The organism is Ruegeria sp. YTSC230, from assembly GCF_059609665.1.
In genome coordinates this window covers 529678-549491 of record NZ_JBXWMC010000001.1, presented here as the reverse complement: position 1 = coordinate 549491, position 19814 = coordinate 529678, and the positions used below count along the sequence as shown (strand labels likewise).

Below are 19814 nucleotides of genomic sequence, written 5' to 3'. Positions count from 1 at the left end.
CACATTTATTTCCCCAGCTGTGCGGATTTCCGCACGCACTTCGAATCAGATCGAACGACTCACCCCCTGATTCTCTGGTGACCACCCGCAGCCTGCGAATGCAGGCTGCCCGGCCCAACGCCTTTAAATACATGATAATGCAGTCAAAGGCGGCGGGTGCCCCCGTTAGCGCCGATAGTCTTCTGGGCGAATCTGATAGCGCGCCAGTTTGTCGTAAAAAGTCTTGCGCGGCAGTTTCAACGCACTTGCCGCATCCGAGGCTTTGCCATTGTGCCGACCCAGCGCCGCAATCAACAACGACCGCTCTACGCGCGCCATTTGCTCGTTCAGCCCCAGATCAGCGGCACGTGCAACCTCTTCCGGCATCCCTAACACGAACCGCATCGCCGCCGACATCAGCGATCTTGCGTTACCCGGCCAATCGCTGGCCATCAAGGAAGCAAGTTGCTCCGAGGTAATCTCGGGTTCGGCAATGCCCGCCTGTTCTGCCGCTTGCGCGACATAATGGCGAAAGATCACTGGAATATCTTCGGGTCGTTCCGCCAGCGACGGGATGCGCACACGCATGACATCCAGGCGATAAAACAGGTCGGCATTGAATTGGCCCTGCTCTGACAGCACCGCCAGATCTGCGGTTGTTCCCGCGACAATCCGTGAACCGGTGCCCTGCTCTATCATTTCAAGCGCGGCGTATTGCGTGGCGTCTGGCATGGCCGAAACCTCATCCAAGAACAACGACCCACCGGCCGCATCCTCGCACACGCGTACCAACCCCTCGGGCGTCAGCCCTGAGGCCGGGCGCTTGACGAACGGCCCCTGCCCGACCGGCGACATCAGATGAACGACTTCGGCCACCTTCGATATCCCGCTGCCCGGTGGCCCGGTTACCAGAACTTCTGCCCCGGTGGGGGCGACGGATCGGACTCGTTCACGCAGGGCCTCGGCCTGTGCGGACAGGCCGAACAAAAGCCGCGCTGCTGGATCGCCGCGCTCAAGCTCTGATTTGAGGGCACGCTGTTCGATCACCTGCGCGCGCGCGTCAAAGGCACGTTCCAACACGGGCAGCAGGTCCGTCGCCGCACATGGCTTTTCCAGAAAATCAAAAGCTCCCTGTCCCATGGCCTGCACCGCCATCGGGATGTCGCCCTCACCGGTCAACAGGACAACGGGCAAGTCTGGATCAACCTCACGCGCGTAGTTCAGCAGATGAAAACCATCCCGGCCCGGCATACGGATGTCCGAAACGATCACGCCCAGAAAGTCGGCGCGAATATGGTCTTTTGCTGCCACAAAGGATCCCGCAGTAACCGGATCATAATCTGCCAACTCAAGTGTTTGCGCCAAAGCTTCGCGGACGGCAGCGTCGTCATCAACCAGTAGAATTTTCCGCGTCATGCGACCTCGTGCTCCGTGAAAGGTTCAAGCTCGACGGTAAACAGCGCCCCGGTGTCCAGATTTGCACCCCGGATGTTACCCCCAAAGCTTTGCACCAGACCATACGAGATCGAAAGCCCAAGCCCCATCCCCTCAGAGGTTCCGACAGCCTTGGTCGTATAGAACGGTTCGAACAGTTTTTCCGAGTTTTCGATGCCCGGGCCGATATCGCGGACAGTCACGGCCAGCTTGTCGCCGCGGTCGATCGCAATGCGGATGAGGCGGTCGTCTTGCCCACTCATCGCGTCGGCGGCATTGTTAATCAAGTTGACGAACACCTGAACCAACCGCACCTCGCCGCCCCATGCGTAAACCGGGTTATTGGGCGGGGCCCAATCCATACGGACATCCTCGGTCCGCAACCGCGCCTCGGTCAACTCTACCGCCGTATCGATCACCTGAACCAGGTTAACCTTGCCCATCGGTTCACTTTCGTTGCGCGAAAAGGCGCGCAGGTTCTTGATGATACGCGCCATGCGCGCCGCCATAGCAGAGATACGCGTCAGGTTCTCCGACGCTTTCTCATCCCGGCCCTGGGATAGAAAAGCCGCGCCATTATCTGCGAATTGCTGAATCGCCATCAGCGGTTGGTTCAGTTCGTGACTGATACCCGCCGACATCTGGCCCAACGCGCTGAGTTTACCGGCCTGGATCAGCTCTTCCTGAGCGTGTTTCAGCGCCGCTTCTGCGTCTTCACGTTCACGCACTTCGTGGCGCAGTGCCGTGTTTGCAGCTGTCAACGCATGCGTCCGTTGCGCGACCCGGCTTTCCAGAATCGTGTTGGCCTCGGCCAATGTGCGCCTGCGTTCGGTCGCCAGATACAACAGCGCGCCGAAGGCCAGACAGATTGCAGCAACGGTCGCCCCCTGCAACCCCGCCAAACGCTGCGCGGGGGCCACATCGACCAGAACTTCAGCCGTCATGTCGATCACCGGCAAGTCCAGCATCAGGTGTAAAGCACGACTAGGCAGATACCGCCCCCAATTCAGTTCCCAGACCTCGTGCGGACCGACCAGAACCGAGGCAAAATCGACCACCCCGCCGTCTGGAGGTGTCAGGCCCAATTGACCCTCATCCCGGTGCCAAAACAACAAATCCGATCGGTTTGAGATAAACACGACACCGTCCCCGTCGGTGAAGAACACCGCCTCGGTACTGCCGCGCCAGGTCTGTTCCACATCCTGCACATCGGCCACAACGATTAATACACCCTCGACCTGACCAGCATCGCCAAAGGCCGGGGCGGCGTAGGAATAGGTGCGATCTCCGCTGCTTTCCACAACCCCATGCGCGCTGCCCATTGCGCCCTGCAATGCGCGCCGAAACGCGGGGTGGTCCGCCATGTTTGGCCACACAACCGGCTGCGCCGAGGCCAGCACCTGCCCGCTTCGGTCAAGATACATCATGTTGACGGCCGAGGTTTTGTCGGCGACGTCCAGCAATATCGCGCGCGCTGCCCGTTGTTGCACCGGCGTCTCTAGGGCGCGCAGGACCGGATGCGTGGCCATCAGCACGGCCAGTTCCTGATAGACCTGCATCTGAGTGCTGAGCCGGTCGGCAGCCAGTTCAAGGTCAGCCTCGGCCTTTTCGCTGAGCTGCGACAGCGCTTGACGGTAGCCATAGGACCAGACCCCTGCGGTCAACAGGCCGACAGCAAACAAAAATCCCAGAATGACCCAAACGCGTTGCATGATATAGGGTCTTGCATTCGCCGCGCCGCATGGCAAGTCTGCGCCGCATGAAGACGGTATTTCAATCTCCGGTCGATCCGGAATTCGTGCAGAACCCCTACCCGTTCTATGATCAGGCCCGCGCGTGCGGTGATCTGGTCTATTGGGAGGACTATGGGAAAATTGCGGCTGTATCACACCGGGCGGTCTCGGCGCTTTTGAAAGACCGCCGCTTTGGTCGGGAAGTACCCGAAGAAATGCGAACCCCAGGTCCGGCGCATCTTGCCCCTTGGCTGGCGGTCGAGGCGCATTCGTTGCTGGAAGCCGAACCGCCAAGACACACACGTTTGCGCGCATTGGTGATGCGGGCATTCACGTCACGTGCCATTGCAGCACTGGAACCTTCGATCCACGACCTAACCCATTCTTTGATTGACGCATTTTCCGACCAACCGTTCGATTTGCTCTCTACCTTTTGCACCCAAGTTCCGGTCATCACGATCTGTCGCCTCTTGGGCGTGCCCGAGGATATGTCACCCAGCCTACTCCGCTGGTCACACGATATGGTGGCAATGTATCAAGCCAGCCGAACGCCCGAGACTGAGACCGCTGCCGCAGCCACATCCCACGCATTCACCGACTTTCTGATCGACTACATCGAGCAGCGCCGCTGCGATCCGAAGGACGATCTGATCACACGGTTGATCGTGGCCGAAGAAGATGGCGAAAAGCTCTCACGCGAGGAGCTGGTCGCCACCTGCATCCTGCTTTTGAATGCCGGGCACGAAGCGACCGTGCATTCACTTGGAAACGGCGTGAAGACCGTTTTGCAAAATAGCATCGGACCGCAACACTTTGCGCCGGACAGCATCGATCGCACGGTAGAAGAGATTCTGCGCTTTGACCCGCCGCTGCACATGTTCACCCGCTATGCCTATGAAGACATCGACGCATTTGGGCACAGTTTCAAACGTGGTGATGAGGTCGCGCTACTACTGGGCGCTGCGAACCGGGATCCTGCCGTCTGGAGCGACCCGGACAGGTTTGATCCCACCCGCGCCATCGTCACGAACACCAGTTTCGGTGGCGGCCTGCACTTTTGCGTTGGCGCCCCTCTGGCACGGATGGAAATGCGCATCGCACTGTCCGCGCTGTTCGACAGTTATCCGAACCTGCGCCTGAGCACCGAGCCCGAGTTTTCGAACACGTACCATTTCCACGGGCTGACCAAACTGATGGTGCAGACCTAGCTTTCGATCAGCGCTTTCAGAGGCAACATGGTGGTGGACTTGATCTCTTCCATCGACAGCAAGGCGGTCACGTTGTGCACGCGCACTTCTGAAATCAGCGCCTGATAGAATTCATCATAGGCACGCGCGTTCTTGACCCGCACCTTCAGGATATAGTCGATGTCCCCGGCCAGCCGATGCGCCTCTTGCACTTCTGGCCTGTCGCGCAGGGCCTTGAGGAATTTGTGCTGCCAGTCAGCCTCGTGCTCTGAGGTGCGGATCAGAACAAAAAACGTAGCTTCAAATCCCAGCGCTTCGGCGTCCAATAATACGGTCTGCTGCCCGATCACACCGGCCCCTTTTAGCTTGCGTATCCGATTCCAGACCGGGGTCTTGGAACTGCCGACACGAGCGGCTATTTCGTCCAGCGATTGACTGGCGTCCCGCTGCAGCTCGACCAAAATTTTCCGATCCGTATCATCAATCCGCACCGACATTCTAAATTTCCCTTCGTTTCGAAACCAATGTCCCGTTTTGCCGTTGGCGTGGAACATTTGTCCTTATTTGTTCGCCTATATGGCGTATTGGCGGGAATATTTCCTATATTGCAACACAAGTCAAACCACACTCGGGACACGAAATGCAGCTTACGCAATCATATGATGGCACAGGACATGTCGACTTTGTCGGCGCGGGTCCGGGCGATCCGGAATTGCTGACGCTCAAGGCACTGAACGCCTTCGAGCGCGCGGACGTTGTTCTGCATGACCGTCTGATCAGTGATGAGGTCCTGGCCTTGGCCGGAAAGACCGGTGTTCTGGTCGATGTCGGCAAGGCTGGTTTCGGCCCGTCTTGGAAACAAGAAGACATTGACGCCCTGCTAGTTGAACACGCCCTGAAAGGTCAGCGCGTCGTGCGCCTGAAGTCCGGCGACCCGACCGTATTTGGTCGTCTGGATGAAGAGATCGAGGCTGTCGAGGCTGCTGGCATCTCGTGGCGGATCGTACCAGGCATCACTGCCGCGTCGGCGGCGGTTGCGGGGATTGGTCAAAGCCTTACACGGCGTGGCCGCAATTCTTCGGTCCGATTTCTGACCGGCCACGACATGAAAGGGTTTGCGGATCACGACTGGACTGTCTTGGCACGCGCCGGTTCGGTTGCCGCGATTTACATGGGCAAAAAGTCCGCTCGTTTCATTCAGGGTCGCCTGATTATGCACGGTGCAGATCGCCAGACGCCGGTGACGTTGATCGAAAACGCTACACGCCCCGATCAGCGCATTCTGGAAACAACGCTGGACCAGTTGCCCACCGATTTGAACGCCGCCGAAATGGATGGCCCTACCCTGACCTTTTTTGGCCTCGCCCCGCGCCAAGCGACCGCGGCCCTGACCGAATTTAAGAAGGAGCACGCCTGATGGCCCGCGCTTTTACCCCCAAAGTAGTGACCGCCAACGACCTGTTGGAAGGTGACGTTATTTATCTGACTGAAGACGACCAGTGGTCTCGGGAGTTGTCCGAGGCCGAGCTGATCACCGATGAAGCGCACGCGCAGGTGCGCTTGCTGGATGCCTCTAGTCAGGCCAGCAAAATCGTTGGTGCTTATCTTGCCGATGCCGTCGCCGGCGATAACGGCCCCGAGCCCACCCATTTCCGGGAAGACTTCCGCCGCACTGGTCCGTCCAACTATGCCCACGGCAAACAGGAATCCTCCCCGCAGCCCCGGGCCTGACCTCTGGCCCTTCTCTCTCCCCTTCTCAAGGCCCCAAGGTTCGGGGCTGCAACTAAGGACAGCTAATCATGTATCGCTACTCCGAGTTCGACACAGCATTTTTGGCAGAACGTAACGCGCAGTTCCGCGCGCAGGTCGAGCGCCGTATTGACGGCTCGTTGACCGAAGATGAATTCAAACCGCTGCGCCTGATGAACGGCCTGTATCTGCAGCTGCACGCCTATATGCTGCGGGTCGCCATCCCATATGGCACGCTGTCCAGCGCGCAGATGCGTCAACTGGCCCTGCTGGCTGAAAAGTGGGACAAAGGCTACGGCCATTTCACCACCCGTCAGAATATCCAGTACAACTGGCCGAAACTGAATGATGTGCCGGATATGCTGGACGCGCTGGCTGAGGTTGGCATGCACGCCATTCAGACCTCGGGCAATACCATCCGCAACGTGACCGCCGACCATTTCGCTGGTGCCGCCGCGGATGAGGTCGCCGACCCGCGCCCCTATGCCGAACTGTTGCGCCAGTGGTCGACCGACCACCCGGAATTCCAGTTCATGCCGCGTAAGTTCAAGATCGCCATCACCGGTTCGGAAAACGACCGCGCCGTGATCAAGGCGCATGACATTGGCTTGCAACTGGTTGAGCGTGACGGCGTTCTGGGTGCCCGCGTTATCGTGGGTGGTGGCCTGGGCCGTACGCCGATGATTGGTAAAGAACTGTCCGAATTCGTCGCTTTTGACGACCTGCTAGCCTATCTTGAAGCCACCGTTTCGGTCTGGAACCAGATCGGGCGCCGTGACAACAAGTACAAAGCCCGCATCAAGATCACCATGCATGAGCATGGCATCGACGCCATCCGCGCCAAGGTCAACGAGCGTTTCCTGCAGGTCCGCCCGCAGTTCAAAGGCGCGGACATGAACCTGCTGGAAGAGATCAAGGGCCACTTTGCCCCGCCAACCTTCCGCGAAGCCTCGGTCGCGTCGTTCGAAAGCGCCTACACCAACGATCCGGTCTTCCGGTCGTGGGTCGACACCAACATCGCGCCGCACAAGAACGCGGACCATGCAATCGTCACGATCTCGATCAAAAAGCACGGCCAGACACCGGGTGATGCGACTGCTGAGCAGATGCGCGTGATGGCCGATCTGGCCGAAGAGTTCGCTTATGACGAGCTACGTATCAGCCACGAGCAGAACGTGATCCTGCCGCATGTCCACAAGTCGGACCTGCCCGCGATCCACGCTCGTCTGAAAGAGCATGAGTTGGCCACCGCCAATATCGGCCTGATCAGCGACATCATCGCCTGCCCCGGCATGGATTACTGCGCGCTGGCAACGGCGCGTTCGATCCCGGTCGCACAGGAAATCGCGACCCGTTTCGATGATCTGAAGCTGGAGCATGATATTGGCCACCTGAAGATCAAGATCTCGGGCTGCATCAACGCATGTGGTCACCACCACGTGGGTCACATCGGCATCCTGGGTCTGGATCGCGCAGGCGTCGAGAACTACCAGATCACTCTGGGTGGCGACGCGACCGAAACTGCGGCCGTTGGCGACCGCACCGGACCGGGCTTTGCCTATGATGAGATCGTGCCAGCCGTTGAGCGCATCGTAGACACTTATCTGGAACAGCGTGACAGCGCCGAAGAAACGTTCCTGGAAACCTATCGCCGCGTCGGCATGGCACCGTTTAAAGCGGCGCTTTACCCCGAGGCGCAGGCCAATGCCGCTTGACCTGATCCAGACGGAACTGGGGGCCGACCGCGCTGAGCTGACCGAAAAGGTCGAAGAGCTGAACACCCAGTTCCGCCACCACAGTGCCCATGACGTCATGCATGGCGCGTTGGAGGCAATCGAAGAGCTTGCTTTGGTCTCCAGCTTTGGGGCGGAATCGGTGGTGTTGTTGCACATGGCAGCCGTGGTCGACAAAGCCACGCCGGTCCTGTTTGTGGACACGCAGATGTTGTTCACCGAAACGCTGGAATATCAGCAGGACGTTTCAGATCGGCTTGGCCTGAAGAACGTCCACATCATCCGCGCAGATGATGAGGATGTTCAGCGCGAAGACCCATACGGCGCCTTGCGCCTGAGCGACACGGATGCCTGCTGCAACCTGCGCAAAACCTTCCCGCTGCAGCGTGCTTTGGCGGGCTACGACGGCTGGATCTCGGGTCGGAAGCGGTTCCAGTCTGGCACACGCGCCGCGCTTGACTTCTTTGAGGTCGAGGACGGCACCGGCCGGATCAAGGTAAACCCGCTGGCCCATTGGGCGCCCGAAGACGTGCGCGCCTATATGGATGAAAACAACCTGCCCCGGCATCCGCTGGTGGCCAAAGGTTACCCCTCGATCGGTTGTGCGCCCTGCACCTCGCCGGTCAAAGAAGGCGAAGACCCCCGTGCCGGACGCTGGCGCGATCAGAACAAAGAAGAATGCGGCATCCATTTTGTCGACGGCAAGATGGTGCGCGCTGGAGAGAAAACATGAACGTAATCGTAACGGATGAGGGGTTCGCCCCCGAGGACTGGACAGATGGCTTTGTCACGCTTGAGGACGCAGCCAATGATGTGGTTGCGCTCGACGTGGCGTCGGATACTGACCCCGATGAGCTTGTCGACCGCCTGGGCAGCGCCCGGATGGTCCGTGTGGACTTCCCGTCTTCGGCGGATGGTCGCGGCTTTACCATCGCCCGCGTGTTGCGCCTAAAAGGCTACACCGGTCGTTTGCGGGCCAGAGGCCATGTTCTGGCTGACCAATATGCCATGGCGCGCCGCAGCGGATTCGATGAGGTCGAAATCGACGACGCGCTTGCCAACCGCCAGCCCGAAGATCAGTGGCTGGCCCGCGCCGATTGGAAAGACCACAACTATCAGGCCCGCCTGCGCGGCTAAGATAGCCAATCGCCAGCTTGTGACTTCAAAGGGGCATTTAGCCCCTTTTCCTGACTTGGATCAAAGATTAAACGGAGATGTCGGTTTACCCAGCCGATAGTGAAACGATGACAGAGATGAAACCCGTGACCGAAGTAACCGCCGTCAAGGCCCCCGTCCTTCCGGACGCACAGACCGTAACAGACGTCAAACATTGGACCGACAGCCTGTTTTCCTTCAAGGTGTCGCGTCCCGCCTCGCTGCGGTTCCGTTCGGGCGAGTTCGTGATGATCGGCCTGCTGGGCGACAACGGCAAGCCGTTGCTGCGCGCCTATTCCATCGCCTCGCCTTCGTGGGACGAAGAGTTGGAGTTCTACTCGATCAAGGTGCAGGACGGTCCGCTGACCTCGAAGCTGCAGCACATCAAACCGGGCGATCAGATCATCCTGCGCCCCAAGCCTGTTGGTACGCTGGTGCATGACGCGCTGCTGCCAGGTAAGCGCCTGTGGTTCTTTGCCACTGGAACAGGTTTTGCGCCCTTCGCGTCCTTGCTGCGCGAACCGCAGACCTATGAGGATTACGACGAGGTCATCATCACCCATACCTGCCGCGAAGTGGGTGAATTGGAATATGGCCGTCAGCTGATCGAAAGCATCCGCCAGGATGAGATGCTGGCCGAGCTGATGGGCGAAGGCTTTGCCGACAAAATCCGCTATTATCCAACCACTACACGGGAAGAGAGCCCCAAGATGGGCCGCATCACCGAATTGCTGAAAAACGGCACGGTTTTTGCTGATCTGGGCATCGAAGGCGGTATCAAACCGGAAACCGACCGTGCGATGGTCTGCGGGTCTTTGGCCTTCAACCTGGACATCAAAAAGATTCTGGAAGAGTTCGACCTGCGCGAAGGTGCCAATTCCGAACCCAAAGAATTTGTCATCGAAAAAGCCTTTGTTGGTTAACCCGATGCACCGGATCCGGGGCATTTGGCCCCGGACTGGCGAAAAACCTCTGACAAACCCCGATTTTTCGGGCTGGCCTGTACTTATGCCGCTTGAATCGGCGTGCAGGCCAGTCTAAATTCCGGCCTTGAATTTCTGCAATCATCAAAGGAATGAACCCATAGCCCGCAGACCTCACAACGCGCCGCCGCAAAGAGACACCGGCCCCCGCGTCAATGATAAGATCCGTGCCCCCGAAATCCGTCTGATTGGCGCTGAAGGTGAAAATGTCGGGGTGGTTCATCCCGCCAAAGCCATGCAGATGGCAGTTGATGCCGGTCTTGATCTGGTCGAAATTTCGCCCAACGCAAACCCACCGGTCTGCAAGATCATGGACTTTGGCAAGTTCAAATACGAGACGCAGAAACGCGAAGCTGAAGCCCGCAAAAAACAGAAGATCATTGAGATCAAAGAGGTCAAATTCCGACCGAACACTGACACTCATGATTACGACGTAAAAATGCGGAACGTATTCAAGTTTCTTGAAAACGGGGACAAGGTCAAAGTGACCCTGCGTTTCCGCGGCCGTGAAATGGCTCACCAAAATCTGGGTCGTGAACTTTTGGAACGTGTTGCGGCCGACACCAAAGACATCGGCAAGGTCGAAAACATGCCGAAGATGGAAGGCCGTCAGATGATCATGCTGATCGGTCCGCTGCCACAGAAATAAGCCCCTGTGCATATCGAATTCGAAACCCTGTCAGATCCGCTCTGACAGGGTTTTTTTGTTGGTTCTATGGTACAGGCCAAGCGGCGCTTCAGCCGGGGATCGAGGTGGAGATCGCCCGACTAAGTTTGCCCACAAGCTCGTCTATCTGCGCGTCTTCTATGATGAACGGCGGAGCCAGCAGGACGTGATCCCCAACCCGCCCATCCCGTGTACCGGACATGGGATAGCAGATCAGTCCTTCGGCCAAAGCGATTTTCTTGATTTTGCCCGCAACGCCATGAGCCGGATCAAACGGTGTTTTTGTTTCGCGATCAGCCACCAGCTCCAGCCCTCGAAACAGCCCCCTGCCGCGGATATCACCGACATTCGGATGCTGTCCGAATTCAGCCTGCAACGCCCTTTGCAGCTTGTCGCCCATGACGCCTGCGCGCGCGGGCAACGCGCGCGTAGTAAGCTCGGTGACAACAGCCAGGGCCGCTGCCGTCGCAACCGGGTGACCGATATAGGTGTGACCATGCTGAAAGAACCCGGACCCGTCGCGGATTGCATCATAGATTTTCCCGGTGCACATCATCGCACCTGTCGGTTGGTATCCAGCACCCAACCCTTTGGCGATGCACAGAATGTCCGGTGCAATTCCATCATGATCGCAGGCAAACAAATGCCCGGTCCGCCCCATGCCACACATGACTTCATCAAGAATCAACAGAACGCCATATTGGTCACAGATCTGGCGAATACGCTGGAAATACCTCTCAACAGCAGGAACCGCGCCCAGCGTTGCGCCCACAACGGGTTCCGCCATGAACGCCATAACCGTTTCAGGACCCAAGCGAAGGATCTCGGCCTCCAACTCATTCGCGACGCGCTGGCCGTAGTCAAAACTGCTCTCAGTATCCGGTTTTTCAGCGTATTCGAAACAGGGCGCGATATGCGTCATCTCAATCAGCATCGGAGCAAACTGCGCCCGCCGCCATTCATTGCCCCCGGCCGACAACGCACCCAGCGTGTTGCCGTGATAGCTCTGCCGCCGTGCGATCACCCGGCGACGCTCGGGCTGGCCTATTTCAAGAAAATATTGCCGGGCAAGCTTCATAGCCGCTTCTGTCGCCTCGGACCCCCCCGAGACAAAATAAACACGATCCAGGTCGCCCGGCGCGTGTTCCACCAACAGATCAGCCAACGCCTCTGCAGGTTCGGATGTCATGAAACCGGTATGTGCAAAAGCGATCTGTTCGACTTGCCGCTGCACGGCCTCGATAACCGCCGGGTTCGAATGCCCAAGGCACGACACCGCAGCGTCACCACAATCCAGATAACGTTGCCCCTGATCGTCGATCAGGTAGCACCCGTCGCCACCAACGGCGACTGGCAAGTTCGATTTGGTATGACGAGGAAAAACGTGGCTCATTGCTGAGTTCCTTTCAAAACCGCTACCAGCGCCGAAACCGACGCTGCGTTGTTCGCCCAGGCACTTCCGTCCTGGTCGGTCACACTGTTTTCAAATCCAACCCGCACATCCCCGCCACGGTCCGCAGCCGTTTTCAGGCAAGCGTGTTCCTGTTTTCCGAATGCACAGACCATCCAACTGGAGTGGGTTTGCGGAAAGTGATCAAGGTCTTCCGGTGCAGATTCCTGCCCCGAGGTGTAACGCCCTAGAACCAACAGTCGATCAGATTGCCCGTCGCGGACGATCCCGCGGGCCTGCCAGTCTGCCAGAAGCGCAGCATCTGCATCGTCATAGAGAATATGCTGAACGCGCGTTCCCTGCTCGGCACACAGACTGTAAACATTATCCGCGAGGTCCGGCGCGCGCGCGATTTCCCGGACCGAGATCGAAGCCCATTTCGGCTTTACATTCTGCAAACAGTGCAATTGGGCCGGGACATCAAAGATACCCGCCGCCTCGGTCGTGATCTGGACATCCATCTCTGGCACGGCACGACGCAACTCTGCCATCGTCTCAAGATAACGCCCGGCATCCAGAGAATGCTGCCCCTGATCATCGCGCACATGCAGGTGAATCCCATCTGCACCGGCCCGAAAACAGCTTTGTGCAGTCGATATGATCTCCTGCACCGACACCGGAAGCTGAACGTGATCCGCATGCCCCCTCCGGGCACCGTTCGGCGCCACCAGAACATAGGGCGTATGCGATTGCGGCAGTGTTTTGGACATAAGAGCACCCTTTTCAACTTTTAACCCAGTTTAGGACCTTAGGCGCGTTTTCAATTTACATCTTTCATAACATTTGTTTTCTTTCACGGATGACCAAGTCTTTGAGCCAGCTTACCGATGCTCTGCGACAGCAGATTGACCAGTTGCCTCCCGGATTGCAGATGGCGGCAAAATACATCCTCGACCATCCCGGAGATTTCGGGCTGGACTCAATTCGAGAAACCGCAGCAAAGATCGGCGTCAGCTCAAACGTTCTGGTCCGACTGGCGGATCGGATGGGATATGACCGCTTCGACGGCCTGCGCGCTCCGTTCCGCGATGCGTTGGTCACAGATGGTGAGGATCATCTGAGCCAAAGTTGGCTTGCTGACATGCAAGACGGTGATTCATTCAGCGCCGCCCAGGCAAAATTTGCCCAGAATGCACAGAACGTCGTCATGCGATCCCTGCGGTTAATGAACCCTGAACGCGTCAAGCGCGCCATTGAAATTATGACGTCTTCTGACAGGTGCTTTGTCACCGCCACGCGCGCCAGCTATGCCCTGTCATACTATTTTTCCTATGCCGGACGCATGGCACACCCAGGTCTGCAACTTGTTCCGCGCCACATGGGGTCCGCGGCAGATGATCTGTTGGACGCAAGCCCCAACGATTGCCTGATTGCAATCACCGTCCATCCCTATTCCGCCGACACCATCCAATCAATGCGATTGGCGCGACGCATAAATGTGCCGCTCATCCTGATTGCCGACAGCGAAGTGATCGCACCCGGGATCGAGCCTGACGTGGTTTTCCCCATCAGCACGCGATCTCTGCACCACTTCTCAAACTATGCCGGGGCCATGGTGGTTCTGGAATGCCTACTGGGTCACCTGTTTCAATCGGGCGGAGACGTCGCGCGCGATCGCGTGGACAATTACCAAAAGTCCCGAGAAGACACAGGCGCATACTGGCAACCATCCCAGCCGCCCAGAATAAGGCGGACATAAAAAAAGCCCCGGCCATAAGGACCGGGGCTTTTTTGACAGTTTTAAGCTTACATGCAAGCTTCAATGGCCCGCTTGGTCATGACACCGACCAGATGCGCGCGGTACGCCTTGCTGCCGTGCAAATCGGCAATCATATTCGCGGGATTGATGCTCAGCCCGGTCAAGGCATCCTGCCGAAACTCCTTGTTCAGGGCTTCTTCTGCCTCGGACCAGCGGAACACACCATCCTCACTGGCCCCTGTCACCGCAACGCGAACACCGTCGGCGAAACGTGCCAGATACACTCCGACCAGCGCAAAGCGCGATGCGGGTTGCAGGAATTTCTGATAGCTGGCCGCTTGTGGCACCGGGAAATTGACCGTGGTGATGATCTCACCTTCCTCCAGGGCTGTACTGAACAAACCCTCGAAGAAATCATCCGCCGCGATTTGGCGCGTATTGGTGATGATCGTCGCACCTGATCCCAAAGCGCCCGCCGGATAGCACGCTGCCGGATCATTGTTGGCCAGTGAGCCACCGATTGTTCCTCGATTGCGCACCGCTGGATCGCCGATCTGCCCAGCCAGTGCGGCCAGCGCCGGATAGCTGCCGGCGGCCTCTGACGCCACCGTTGCGTGGGTTGTTGCGCCACCAATGGCCACCGACCCGTCATCCTCGATGCAGACCCCCTGCATGTCGGGAATCCCACCCAGCGACACCAGCGTAGACGGTGCTGCCAATCGCTGTTTCAGCGTTGGGATCAGCGTCTGGCCGCCCCCCAACGCCTGTGCATCCTCGCCTCCCAGCGCCGAAACGGCGTCAGCAACGGTCGAGGGCTTTTCAAACTCGAAATTGTACATTTCGCTTTCCTTTCCGAAAGGCGCGGATCCGCCCTTCATCTGGCTAAAAATATCCCGAGGGTCTGGGGGCAGAGCCCCCAGGCCACCCGACCAATCAGCTGTTCATCGCCGCCCAGACACGTGACGGGCTCACCGGCATATCGATGTGATCGACCGCCTTGCCTCCCGAGTTCAGCGCATCCAACACCGCATTGACCACCGCCGGCGGCGAGCCAATTGCACCGGCTTCACCGCAGCCCTTCACACCCAATGGGTTATGCGTACAGGGCGTCTGGCTGGAATGATCGACACCATAGAATGGCACGTCATCCGCTCGCGGCATCGCGTAGTCCATGAAGGACGCGCTCAGCAACTGACCGTTCTCATCATAGGCACAATTCTCCAGCAAAGCCTGACCTATGCCCTGACCAATGCCGCCATGAACCTGACCGTCGACGATCATAGGATTGACGATGTTGCCAAAGTCATCTGCGGCGTTGAAAGCCTCGACGGTCACCTGACCGGTCTCTGGATCAACCTCGACCTCGCACGCATATGCACCGGCCGGGTAAGTGAAGTTGGCCGGGTCGTAAAACGCGGTCTCCTCCAACCCGGGTTCAACTTCCAGCGGATAATTGTGTGGTACATAAGCCGTCAGGGTTACATCACCCCAGGCCACCGACTTGTCGGTACCCGCGACGCTAAACTGACCGTCTTTCAGTTCAATATCCGCCTCGGACGCTTCCAGCAGGTGGGCGGCGATCTTCTTGGCCTTCTCGATTACCTTCTCGGTCGCTTTGACCATGGCCGAACCACAAACCGCCAGCGAGCGCGAGCCATAGGTGCCCATGCCAAACGGGATCTTTGAGGTGTCGCCATGCACGATCTCGACCATCGATTCGTCGATTCCGATCATGTCAGCCACAACCTGCGGGAAGGCTGTCTCATGCCCCTGCCCGTGGCTATGTGCGCCCACCATGACGCTGATCGAACCCGTGGCGTTCACCCGAACAGTTGCGGCATCATACAGACCCGCGCGGGCCCCCAGCATGCCGACGATGTTCGAAGGCGCGATACCGCAGGCCTCAATATAGCAGTTGATGCCCAGACCACGCAGCTTGCCGTTGGCTTCGCTTTCGGCCCGACGCGCGGCGAAACCCGCCAGATCGGCAGCGACCTCAAGCTTGTCCATCGTCCCGTTGTAATCCCCGGTGTCATAGGTAAGTGCGACCGGAGTGTCATAGGGGAACTGAGTGATAAAGTTCTGACGGCGCAGGGCTATCGGATCAACACCCAACTCGCGTGCAGCTTTGTCAACGACACGCTCCAGCTGGTAGGTCGCCTCGGGGCGTCCAGCACCGCGATAGGCGTCCACCGGCACCGTGTTGGTGAACATCGCCTTCACATTCACCTGAATGACCGGCGTCTTGTAGTTGCCTGCCATCAGCGTGCCGTGCAGCCAGGTCGGAACCGAGCTTGAGAAGGTCGACAGATACGCACCAAGGTTCGCATAGGTGTTGGTGCGCAGGCCGATGAAGTTGTTGTCTGCATCCAGCGCCAGCTCGATCTTGCTGACATGGTCGCGGCCATGGGCATCGGACATGAACGCCTCGGACCTGCTTGAGGTCCACTTGACCGGACGATTGCAAGCCTTGGCGGCAAAGGTGCAGAACGCCTCTTCCGCATAGTGGAAAATCTTGGTTCCAAAACCGCCGCCCACATCCGGGGCCACCACGCGCACTTTATGTTCGGGCAGGCCCAGAACAAAAGCGCACATCAGTAGTCGGATTACATGCGGGTTCTGCGAAGTGGTAAAGAGCGTGTAGTCGCCCGTACCACGCTTGTACTCACCCACCGCCACGCGCGGCTCCATCGGGTTGGCGACGAGACGGTTGTTGACCAGATCCAGCGTCGTTACGTGGGCTGCATTGGCAAAGACCTCATCGACCTTGGCGTCGTCCGTCTCACCCAATTGCCAGTCATAGCAGATGTTGTTCTTCAGATCGTCATGAACCAGCGTCGACCCATCCTGAGCAGCAGCTTTCATGTTCATGACAGCCGGCAGTTCTTCGATATCCAGATCGATCGCCTCGGCCGCATCACGGGCCTGTTCGAGACTGTCGGCCACAACGGCAGCAATCGGGTCGCCCACATGGCGCACCTTGCCTTGTGCCAAAATGGGGTGCGGCGGCTCCTGCATAGGCGCGCCGTGTTTGTCGGTCACTTCCCAACCGCAGGGCATCCCGCCCACACCTTCGAAATCTTTGCCGGTGAAAACCTTGACCACGCCCGGCATAGCTTCGGCGGCTGAGGTGTCGATACTCTTGATCCGTCCATGCGCGATGTCGGACCGTAGGAAATGTACATAGGCCTGGCCATGTACGTTGATGTCGTCGGTATAATTGCCCGCTCCCGTCAGAAAGCGTACGTCTTCGCGCCGCTTGGAACTGGCTCCGATGCCACTGTCTTTGGGCATTGCTTGTTCTCCTCCCATAAACGGATGCTGTGCATCCTATGTCTTCTCACGGGCGCTTCATCGGACGCCCGCAGCGGCATCATTCGGCAGCGATGCTGCTGACGTCCTGACCAGATGCGGCCATGATCGCCTTGACAATGTTGTGGTAGCCGGTGCAACGGCACAGGTTGCCTTCCAGATACTTGCGCACCTCGGCTTCGGTCGGGCGCGGGTTTTCTTTCAGCAGTGCTGCTGCACTCATGACCATTCCCGGTGTGCAGAAACCGCATTGCAGGCCGTGATGGTCCTGAAATGCCTGCTGAATCACGTTCAGCGAGCCATCCTGGTTAGCCTGGCCTTCGATCGTGCCCACATCAGCCCCGTCTGCCTCAAGCGCCAGCATATTGCAGGACTTCACGGCCTCGCCGTTCACATGAACAACACACGCGCCGCATTGCGCTGTATCGCAACCCACATGAGTGCCAGTCAGATTGAGATTCTCGCGTAGAAAACCGGACAACAACGTCCGACCTTCAACCTCACCGCTCACGGTCTTACCGTTCACGGTCATTGAGACCTTGGTCATAAGATCCTCCCCTTTTGGCTTTTATCGCTGTCGCCGAGTTAAACACGGGAAAATTTGTTTGAGAACAAAAATATTTAGCGCCAATATCCGACGTTCGTAGGGGTCGTCTTTTCTTTCATAGCCGCCTAAGAAGAAAAGCTATTTTGCGCCTCATCACCGTTTACGCGCAGATCTCGGTTGCGGCCGCGTCGGGATTTCTTTCAACAGCCCGCCAACCCCCATCCCAGCAATGTCCGCGCCGGTTGTTTCGATGCCGCAAGCAACCCGCGACAGGACCCAATCCGCGCCGTTCAATGCAGGCGAACGGGCGCATCCGGGCAATCCGATTACTGGCCTTGGGCCGAGTGATCCAAGAAACAGCAGATTGCCGGGATCGACAGGCATTCCGAACCTATCCACCTGACCGCCAGCCGCCCGCACGGCCTGAGGTGCAACATCAAAAACATCAGATGTCGCAGAGCCGGTCAGGATCATCACAATGTCACCGGCAGCCTCTGAAATAGCCTGCGACAGCGGTTCGGCTTTGTGTGGAACGATCCGTACATCGCTGAGGTCCATGCCAAGGGTTTCTACCCGGCCGCGAATGGCTGCGATCCCCTTTTCGTTGGGGGGACCTCCGGGAATATCCGTTACGATCAGCCCTGCCGTTTTATGTACCGGTGCCACCAGACGAATCGAGGCCCTAGCCAGACCAGCGGCCTGCACGACGTCACCCTTTGGAACGGCGTAGGATATCACCTTGATCGTGGCGACCATCCCATCCGGGCCCATCTGTTGATATTGCGGCACCGTCGCTACTGTGATCATAGGATTAACGCAGTTGAACTTCTGCAGGGCCGCAACGTCCAATTCGACAACACCCGGCCCGTCGGCCAGCAAGTTCACGCGCCCGGTAAACGGCTGCGTTACCCGTAAACCGGCAGCGTCTGGATCAGGCGCAAGCGCTGCGGCCAACATTTCAGCAGCCTCGTCTTCGTGGCAATCGCCGGGCTCAAGCTGCGCAACTGTGACCTCATCATATCCAGCTGCACCCAGATGAGCCGCATGTTCGGCAGTCAGCAGCAATCCTTTGCGCAACTTGGCATCCTGAACCTGGACGGAGTGTGCAAGGATCGCGCCGGTGGCCTCGGCGACAGGAACGGGACCGAATTTCACGCCTTGCCCCGCAGCACGGCCGTCATCTGGGCGAGGATGGCCACCGCGATCTCGGACGGACCCGCCGCGCCGATGTCCAATCCAATCGGTCCGTGGATCTGGGCAATCTGTTCGTCCGTAAAACCCGCCTCTTTCATGCGAGCAACCCGCTTGGCATGCGTACGCGTGGACCCCAGAGCGCCGATATAAAACACGCCCGCCTTCAAGGCAGACTCCAAAGCCGGGTCGTCCAATTTGGGGTCATGCGTCAGCAAGACAACAGCGGTTCGCGTATCCATGCCCAGCTTGGCGACCGCCTCGTCCGGCCAATCAGTCAAGATGGTTTCGCCCGGGAATCGGGCACCAGACGCAAAGGCATCGCGCGGGTCGATGATGGCCGGATCATATCCGGCGATCCGGGCCATCGGAACCAGCGCCTGCGCAATATGCACTGCCCCCACAATTATCAAACGCAGCGGAGGGTTGTGGACCGCAACAAATGTCTGTCCGTCCTCCTCAAAACCTGATCGGTCCATGCGCATTCGGTCTGAATAGGCCTTGCGGCGCAAAGCCCGATGACCGGTTTCGGTATTAACTTCATAGGCCACCGGTTCCCGCTGAGCGCGGGCTTTGACCAGATCTCGCAACATGGATTCTGGCAGGACCGAACCGATAGGTTCCACTAAAACACGGATCGTTCCGCCACAGGCCAGACCCACGGCAAAAGCATCTTCGTCGCTGACGCCAAATTCTAGCAGACGTGCCTCACCCTCGTCCATCGCTTCAAGCGCTTCGACGATGACCGCTCCTTCGACACAGCCACCGGACACCGAGCCTTCGATGCGACCATCTGCGGCAATCACCAACTGTGCGCCGACGCGACGCGGCGCGCTGCCCCAGGTTTCAACCACCGTGGCCAGTGCGGTTGGATGACCTTCGTCATGCCATTTAAGAGCCGTCTCTGGGCTGTTGTCGAATCTGTCCATTGCACCCTCCCGGCCTGTTCTGATCCAACATAGGCAGGTTTGGCGCAATGAAAAGTAAGCCTTAAG

General features: G+C 58.4%; 18 protein-coding genes and 1 pseudogene. 9 read left to right on the top strand and 10 right to left on the bottom strand.

From position 1 onward, the window contains the following. Positions 1–165 precede the first annotated feature (165 nt). Together AC2FD9_RS02575 and AC2FD9_RS02570 are read right to left on the bottom strand one after the other, a co-directional pair. Positions 166–1395 carry a sigma-54-dependent transcriptional regulator gene (locus tag AC2FD9_RS02575; RefSeq protein WP_109311603.1) on the bottom strand — a complete coding sequence of 410 codons (1230 nt, stop codon included), beginning with the start codon at positions 1393–1395 and terminating at the stop codon, positions 166–168. After that, positions 1392–3125 carry a sensor histidine kinase gene (locus AC2FD9_RS02570; RefSeq protein WP_496835247.1) on the bottom strand — a complete coding sequence of 578 codons (1734 nt, stop codon included), beginning with the start codon at positions 3123–3125 and terminating at the stop codon, positions 1392–1394. Before AC2FD9_RS02570 ends, AC2FD9_RS02575 begins: the two co-directional genes overlap by 4 nt. Before the next feature lie 47 nt (positions 3126–3172). Between AC2FD9_RS02570 and AC2FD9_RS02565 the strand changes: the two genes are divergently transcribed. Next, on the top strand, positions 3173–4354 hold the full coding sequence (locus AC2FD9_RS02565) for a cytochrome P450 (protein ID WP_496835245.1): 1182 nt from the start codon (positions 3173–3175) through the stop codon (positions 4352–4354). Here the strand turns inward: AC2FD9_RS02565 and AC2FD9_RS02560 are convergent. Further along, a complete protein-coding gene (locus tag AC2FD9_RS02560) occupies positions 4351–4830 on the bottom strand; it encodes an Lrp/AsnC family transcriptional regulator (RefSeq protein WP_058271489.1) in 480 nt (159 codons plus the stop codon). The genes AC2FD9_RS02565 and AC2FD9_RS02560 overlap by 4 nt on opposite strands. A gap of 173 nt (positions 4831–5003) precedes the next feature. On the opposite strand from AC2FD9_RS02560, the pseudogene cobA reads away from it, so the two are divergent. From cobA to infC, 7 genes and pseudogenes are all read left to right on the top strand, one after another. Next, a pseudogene (gene cobA / locus AC2FD9_RS02555) lies at positions 5004–5750 on the top strand (uroporphyrinogen-III C-methyltransferase); the annotation flags it as partial. After that, positions 5750–6064, top strand: coding sequence for a DUF2849 domain-containing protein (locus AC2FD9_RS02550; protein ID WP_058271487.1), 315 nt, complete (start codon positions 5750–5752; stop codon positions 6062–6064). The pseudogene cobA and the gene AC2FD9_RS02550, both read left to right, overlap by 1 nt. 68 nt (positions 6065–6132) lie before the next feature. Further along, entirely contained in the window at positions 6133–7797 is a 1665-nt protein-coding gene (locus tag AC2FD9_RS02545; RefSeq protein WP_496835244.1) for a nitrite/sulfite reductase, read from the top strand. Next, positions 7787–8548, top strand: coding sequence for a phosphoadenylyl-sulfate reductase (locus tag AC2FD9_RS02540; RefSeq protein WP_282118555.1), 762 nt, complete (start codon positions 7787–7789; stop codon positions 8546–8548). The genes AC2FD9_RS02545 and AC2FD9_RS02540 overlap by 11 nt, the downstream gene beginning before the upstream one ends. Further along, positions 8545–8952 carry a DUF934 domain-containing protein gene (locus tag AC2FD9_RS02535; RefSeq protein WP_496835241.1) on the top strand — a complete coding sequence of 136 codons (408 nt, stop codon included), beginning with the start codon at positions 8545–8547 and terminating at the stop codon, positions 8950–8952. Before AC2FD9_RS02540 ends, AC2FD9_RS02535 begins: the two co-directional genes overlap by 4 nt. A gap of 107 nt (positions 8953–9059) precedes the next feature. Beyond that, positions 9060–9893 carry a ferredoxin--NADP reductase gene (locus tag AC2FD9_RS02530; RefSeq protein ID WP_496835239.1) on the top strand — a complete coding sequence of 278 codons (834 nt, stop codon included), beginning with the start codon at positions 9060–9062 and terminating at the stop codon, positions 9891–9893. 127 nt (positions 9894–10020) lie between these two features. After that, complete coding sequence (infC, locus tag AC2FD9_RS02525) at positions 10021–10602, top strand: translation initiation factor IF-3 (RefSeq protein WP_496722603.1); 582 nt, start codon at positions 10021–10023, stop codon at positions 10600–10602. An 88-nt stretch (positions 10603–10690) separates the two neighbouring features. Here infC and AC2FD9_RS02520 read toward each other — a convergent pair whose 3' ends face one another. Together AC2FD9_RS02520 and AC2FD9_RS02515 are read right to left on the bottom strand one after the other, a co-directional pair. After that, positions 10691–12013: an aspartate aminotransferase family protein gene (locus AC2FD9_RS02520; protein ID WP_496835237.1), complete on the bottom strand. Its 1323-nt coding sequence runs from the start codon at positions 12011–12013 to the stop codon at positions 10691–10693. Further along, positions 12010–12780 (bottom strand): beta-keto acid cleavage family enzyme, encoded by a 771-nt coding sequence (locus AC2FD9_RS02515; protein ID WP_496835235.1) that lies wholly within the window; start codon positions 12778–12780, stop codon positions 12010–12012. Before AC2FD9_RS02515 ends, AC2FD9_RS02520 begins: the two co-directional genes overlap by 4 nt. 89 nt (positions 12781–12869) lie before the next feature. On the opposite strand from AC2FD9_RS02515, the gene AC2FD9_RS02510 reads away from it, so the two are divergent. Continuing rightward, positions 12870–13769 (top strand): MurR/RpiR family transcriptional regulator, encoded by a 900-nt coding sequence (locus tag AC2FD9_RS02510; RefSeq protein WP_496835233.1) that lies wholly within the window; start codon positions 12870–12872, stop codon positions 13767–13769. A gap of 47 nt (positions 13770–13816) precedes the next feature. Here the strand turns inward: AC2FD9_RS02510 and AC2FD9_RS02505 are convergent, their stop codons facing one another. From AC2FD9_RS02505 to AC2FD9_RS02485, 5 genes are all read right to left on the bottom strand, one after another. After that, complete coding sequence (locus AC2FD9_RS02505) at positions 13817–14608, bottom strand: FAD binding domain-containing protein (protein WP_496835232.1); 792 nt, start codon at positions 14606–14608, stop codon at positions 13817–13819. Positions 14609–14702: 94 nt separating this feature from the next. Further along, entirely contained in the window at positions 14703–17063 is a 2361-nt protein-coding gene (locus tag AC2FD9_RS02500) for a xanthine dehydrogenase family protein molybdopterin-binding subunit (RefSeq protein WP_496835231.1), read from the bottom strand. A 79-nt stretch (positions 17064–17142) separates the two neighbouring features. After that, entirely contained in the window at positions 17143–17628 is a 486-nt protein-coding gene (locus AC2FD9_RS02495; RefSeq protein ID WP_109311614.1) for a (2Fe-2S)-binding protein, read from the bottom strand. 153 nt (positions 17629–17781) lie between these two features. Further along, positions 17782–18783 carry a molybdopterin-binding protein gene (locus tag AC2FD9_RS02490; RefSeq protein WP_496835229.1) on the bottom strand — a complete coding sequence of 334 codons (1002 nt, stop codon included), beginning with the start codon at positions 18781–18783 and terminating at the stop codon, positions 17782–17784. Continuing rightward, positions 18780–19748 (bottom strand): XdhC family protein, encoded by a 969-nt coding sequence (locus AC2FD9_RS02485; RefSeq protein ID WP_496835227.1) that lies wholly within the window; start codon positions 19746–19748, stop codon positions 18780–18782. The genes AC2FD9_RS02490 and AC2FD9_RS02485 overlap by 4 nt, the downstream gene beginning before the upstream one ends. Positions 19749–19814 lie beyond the last annotated feature (66 nt).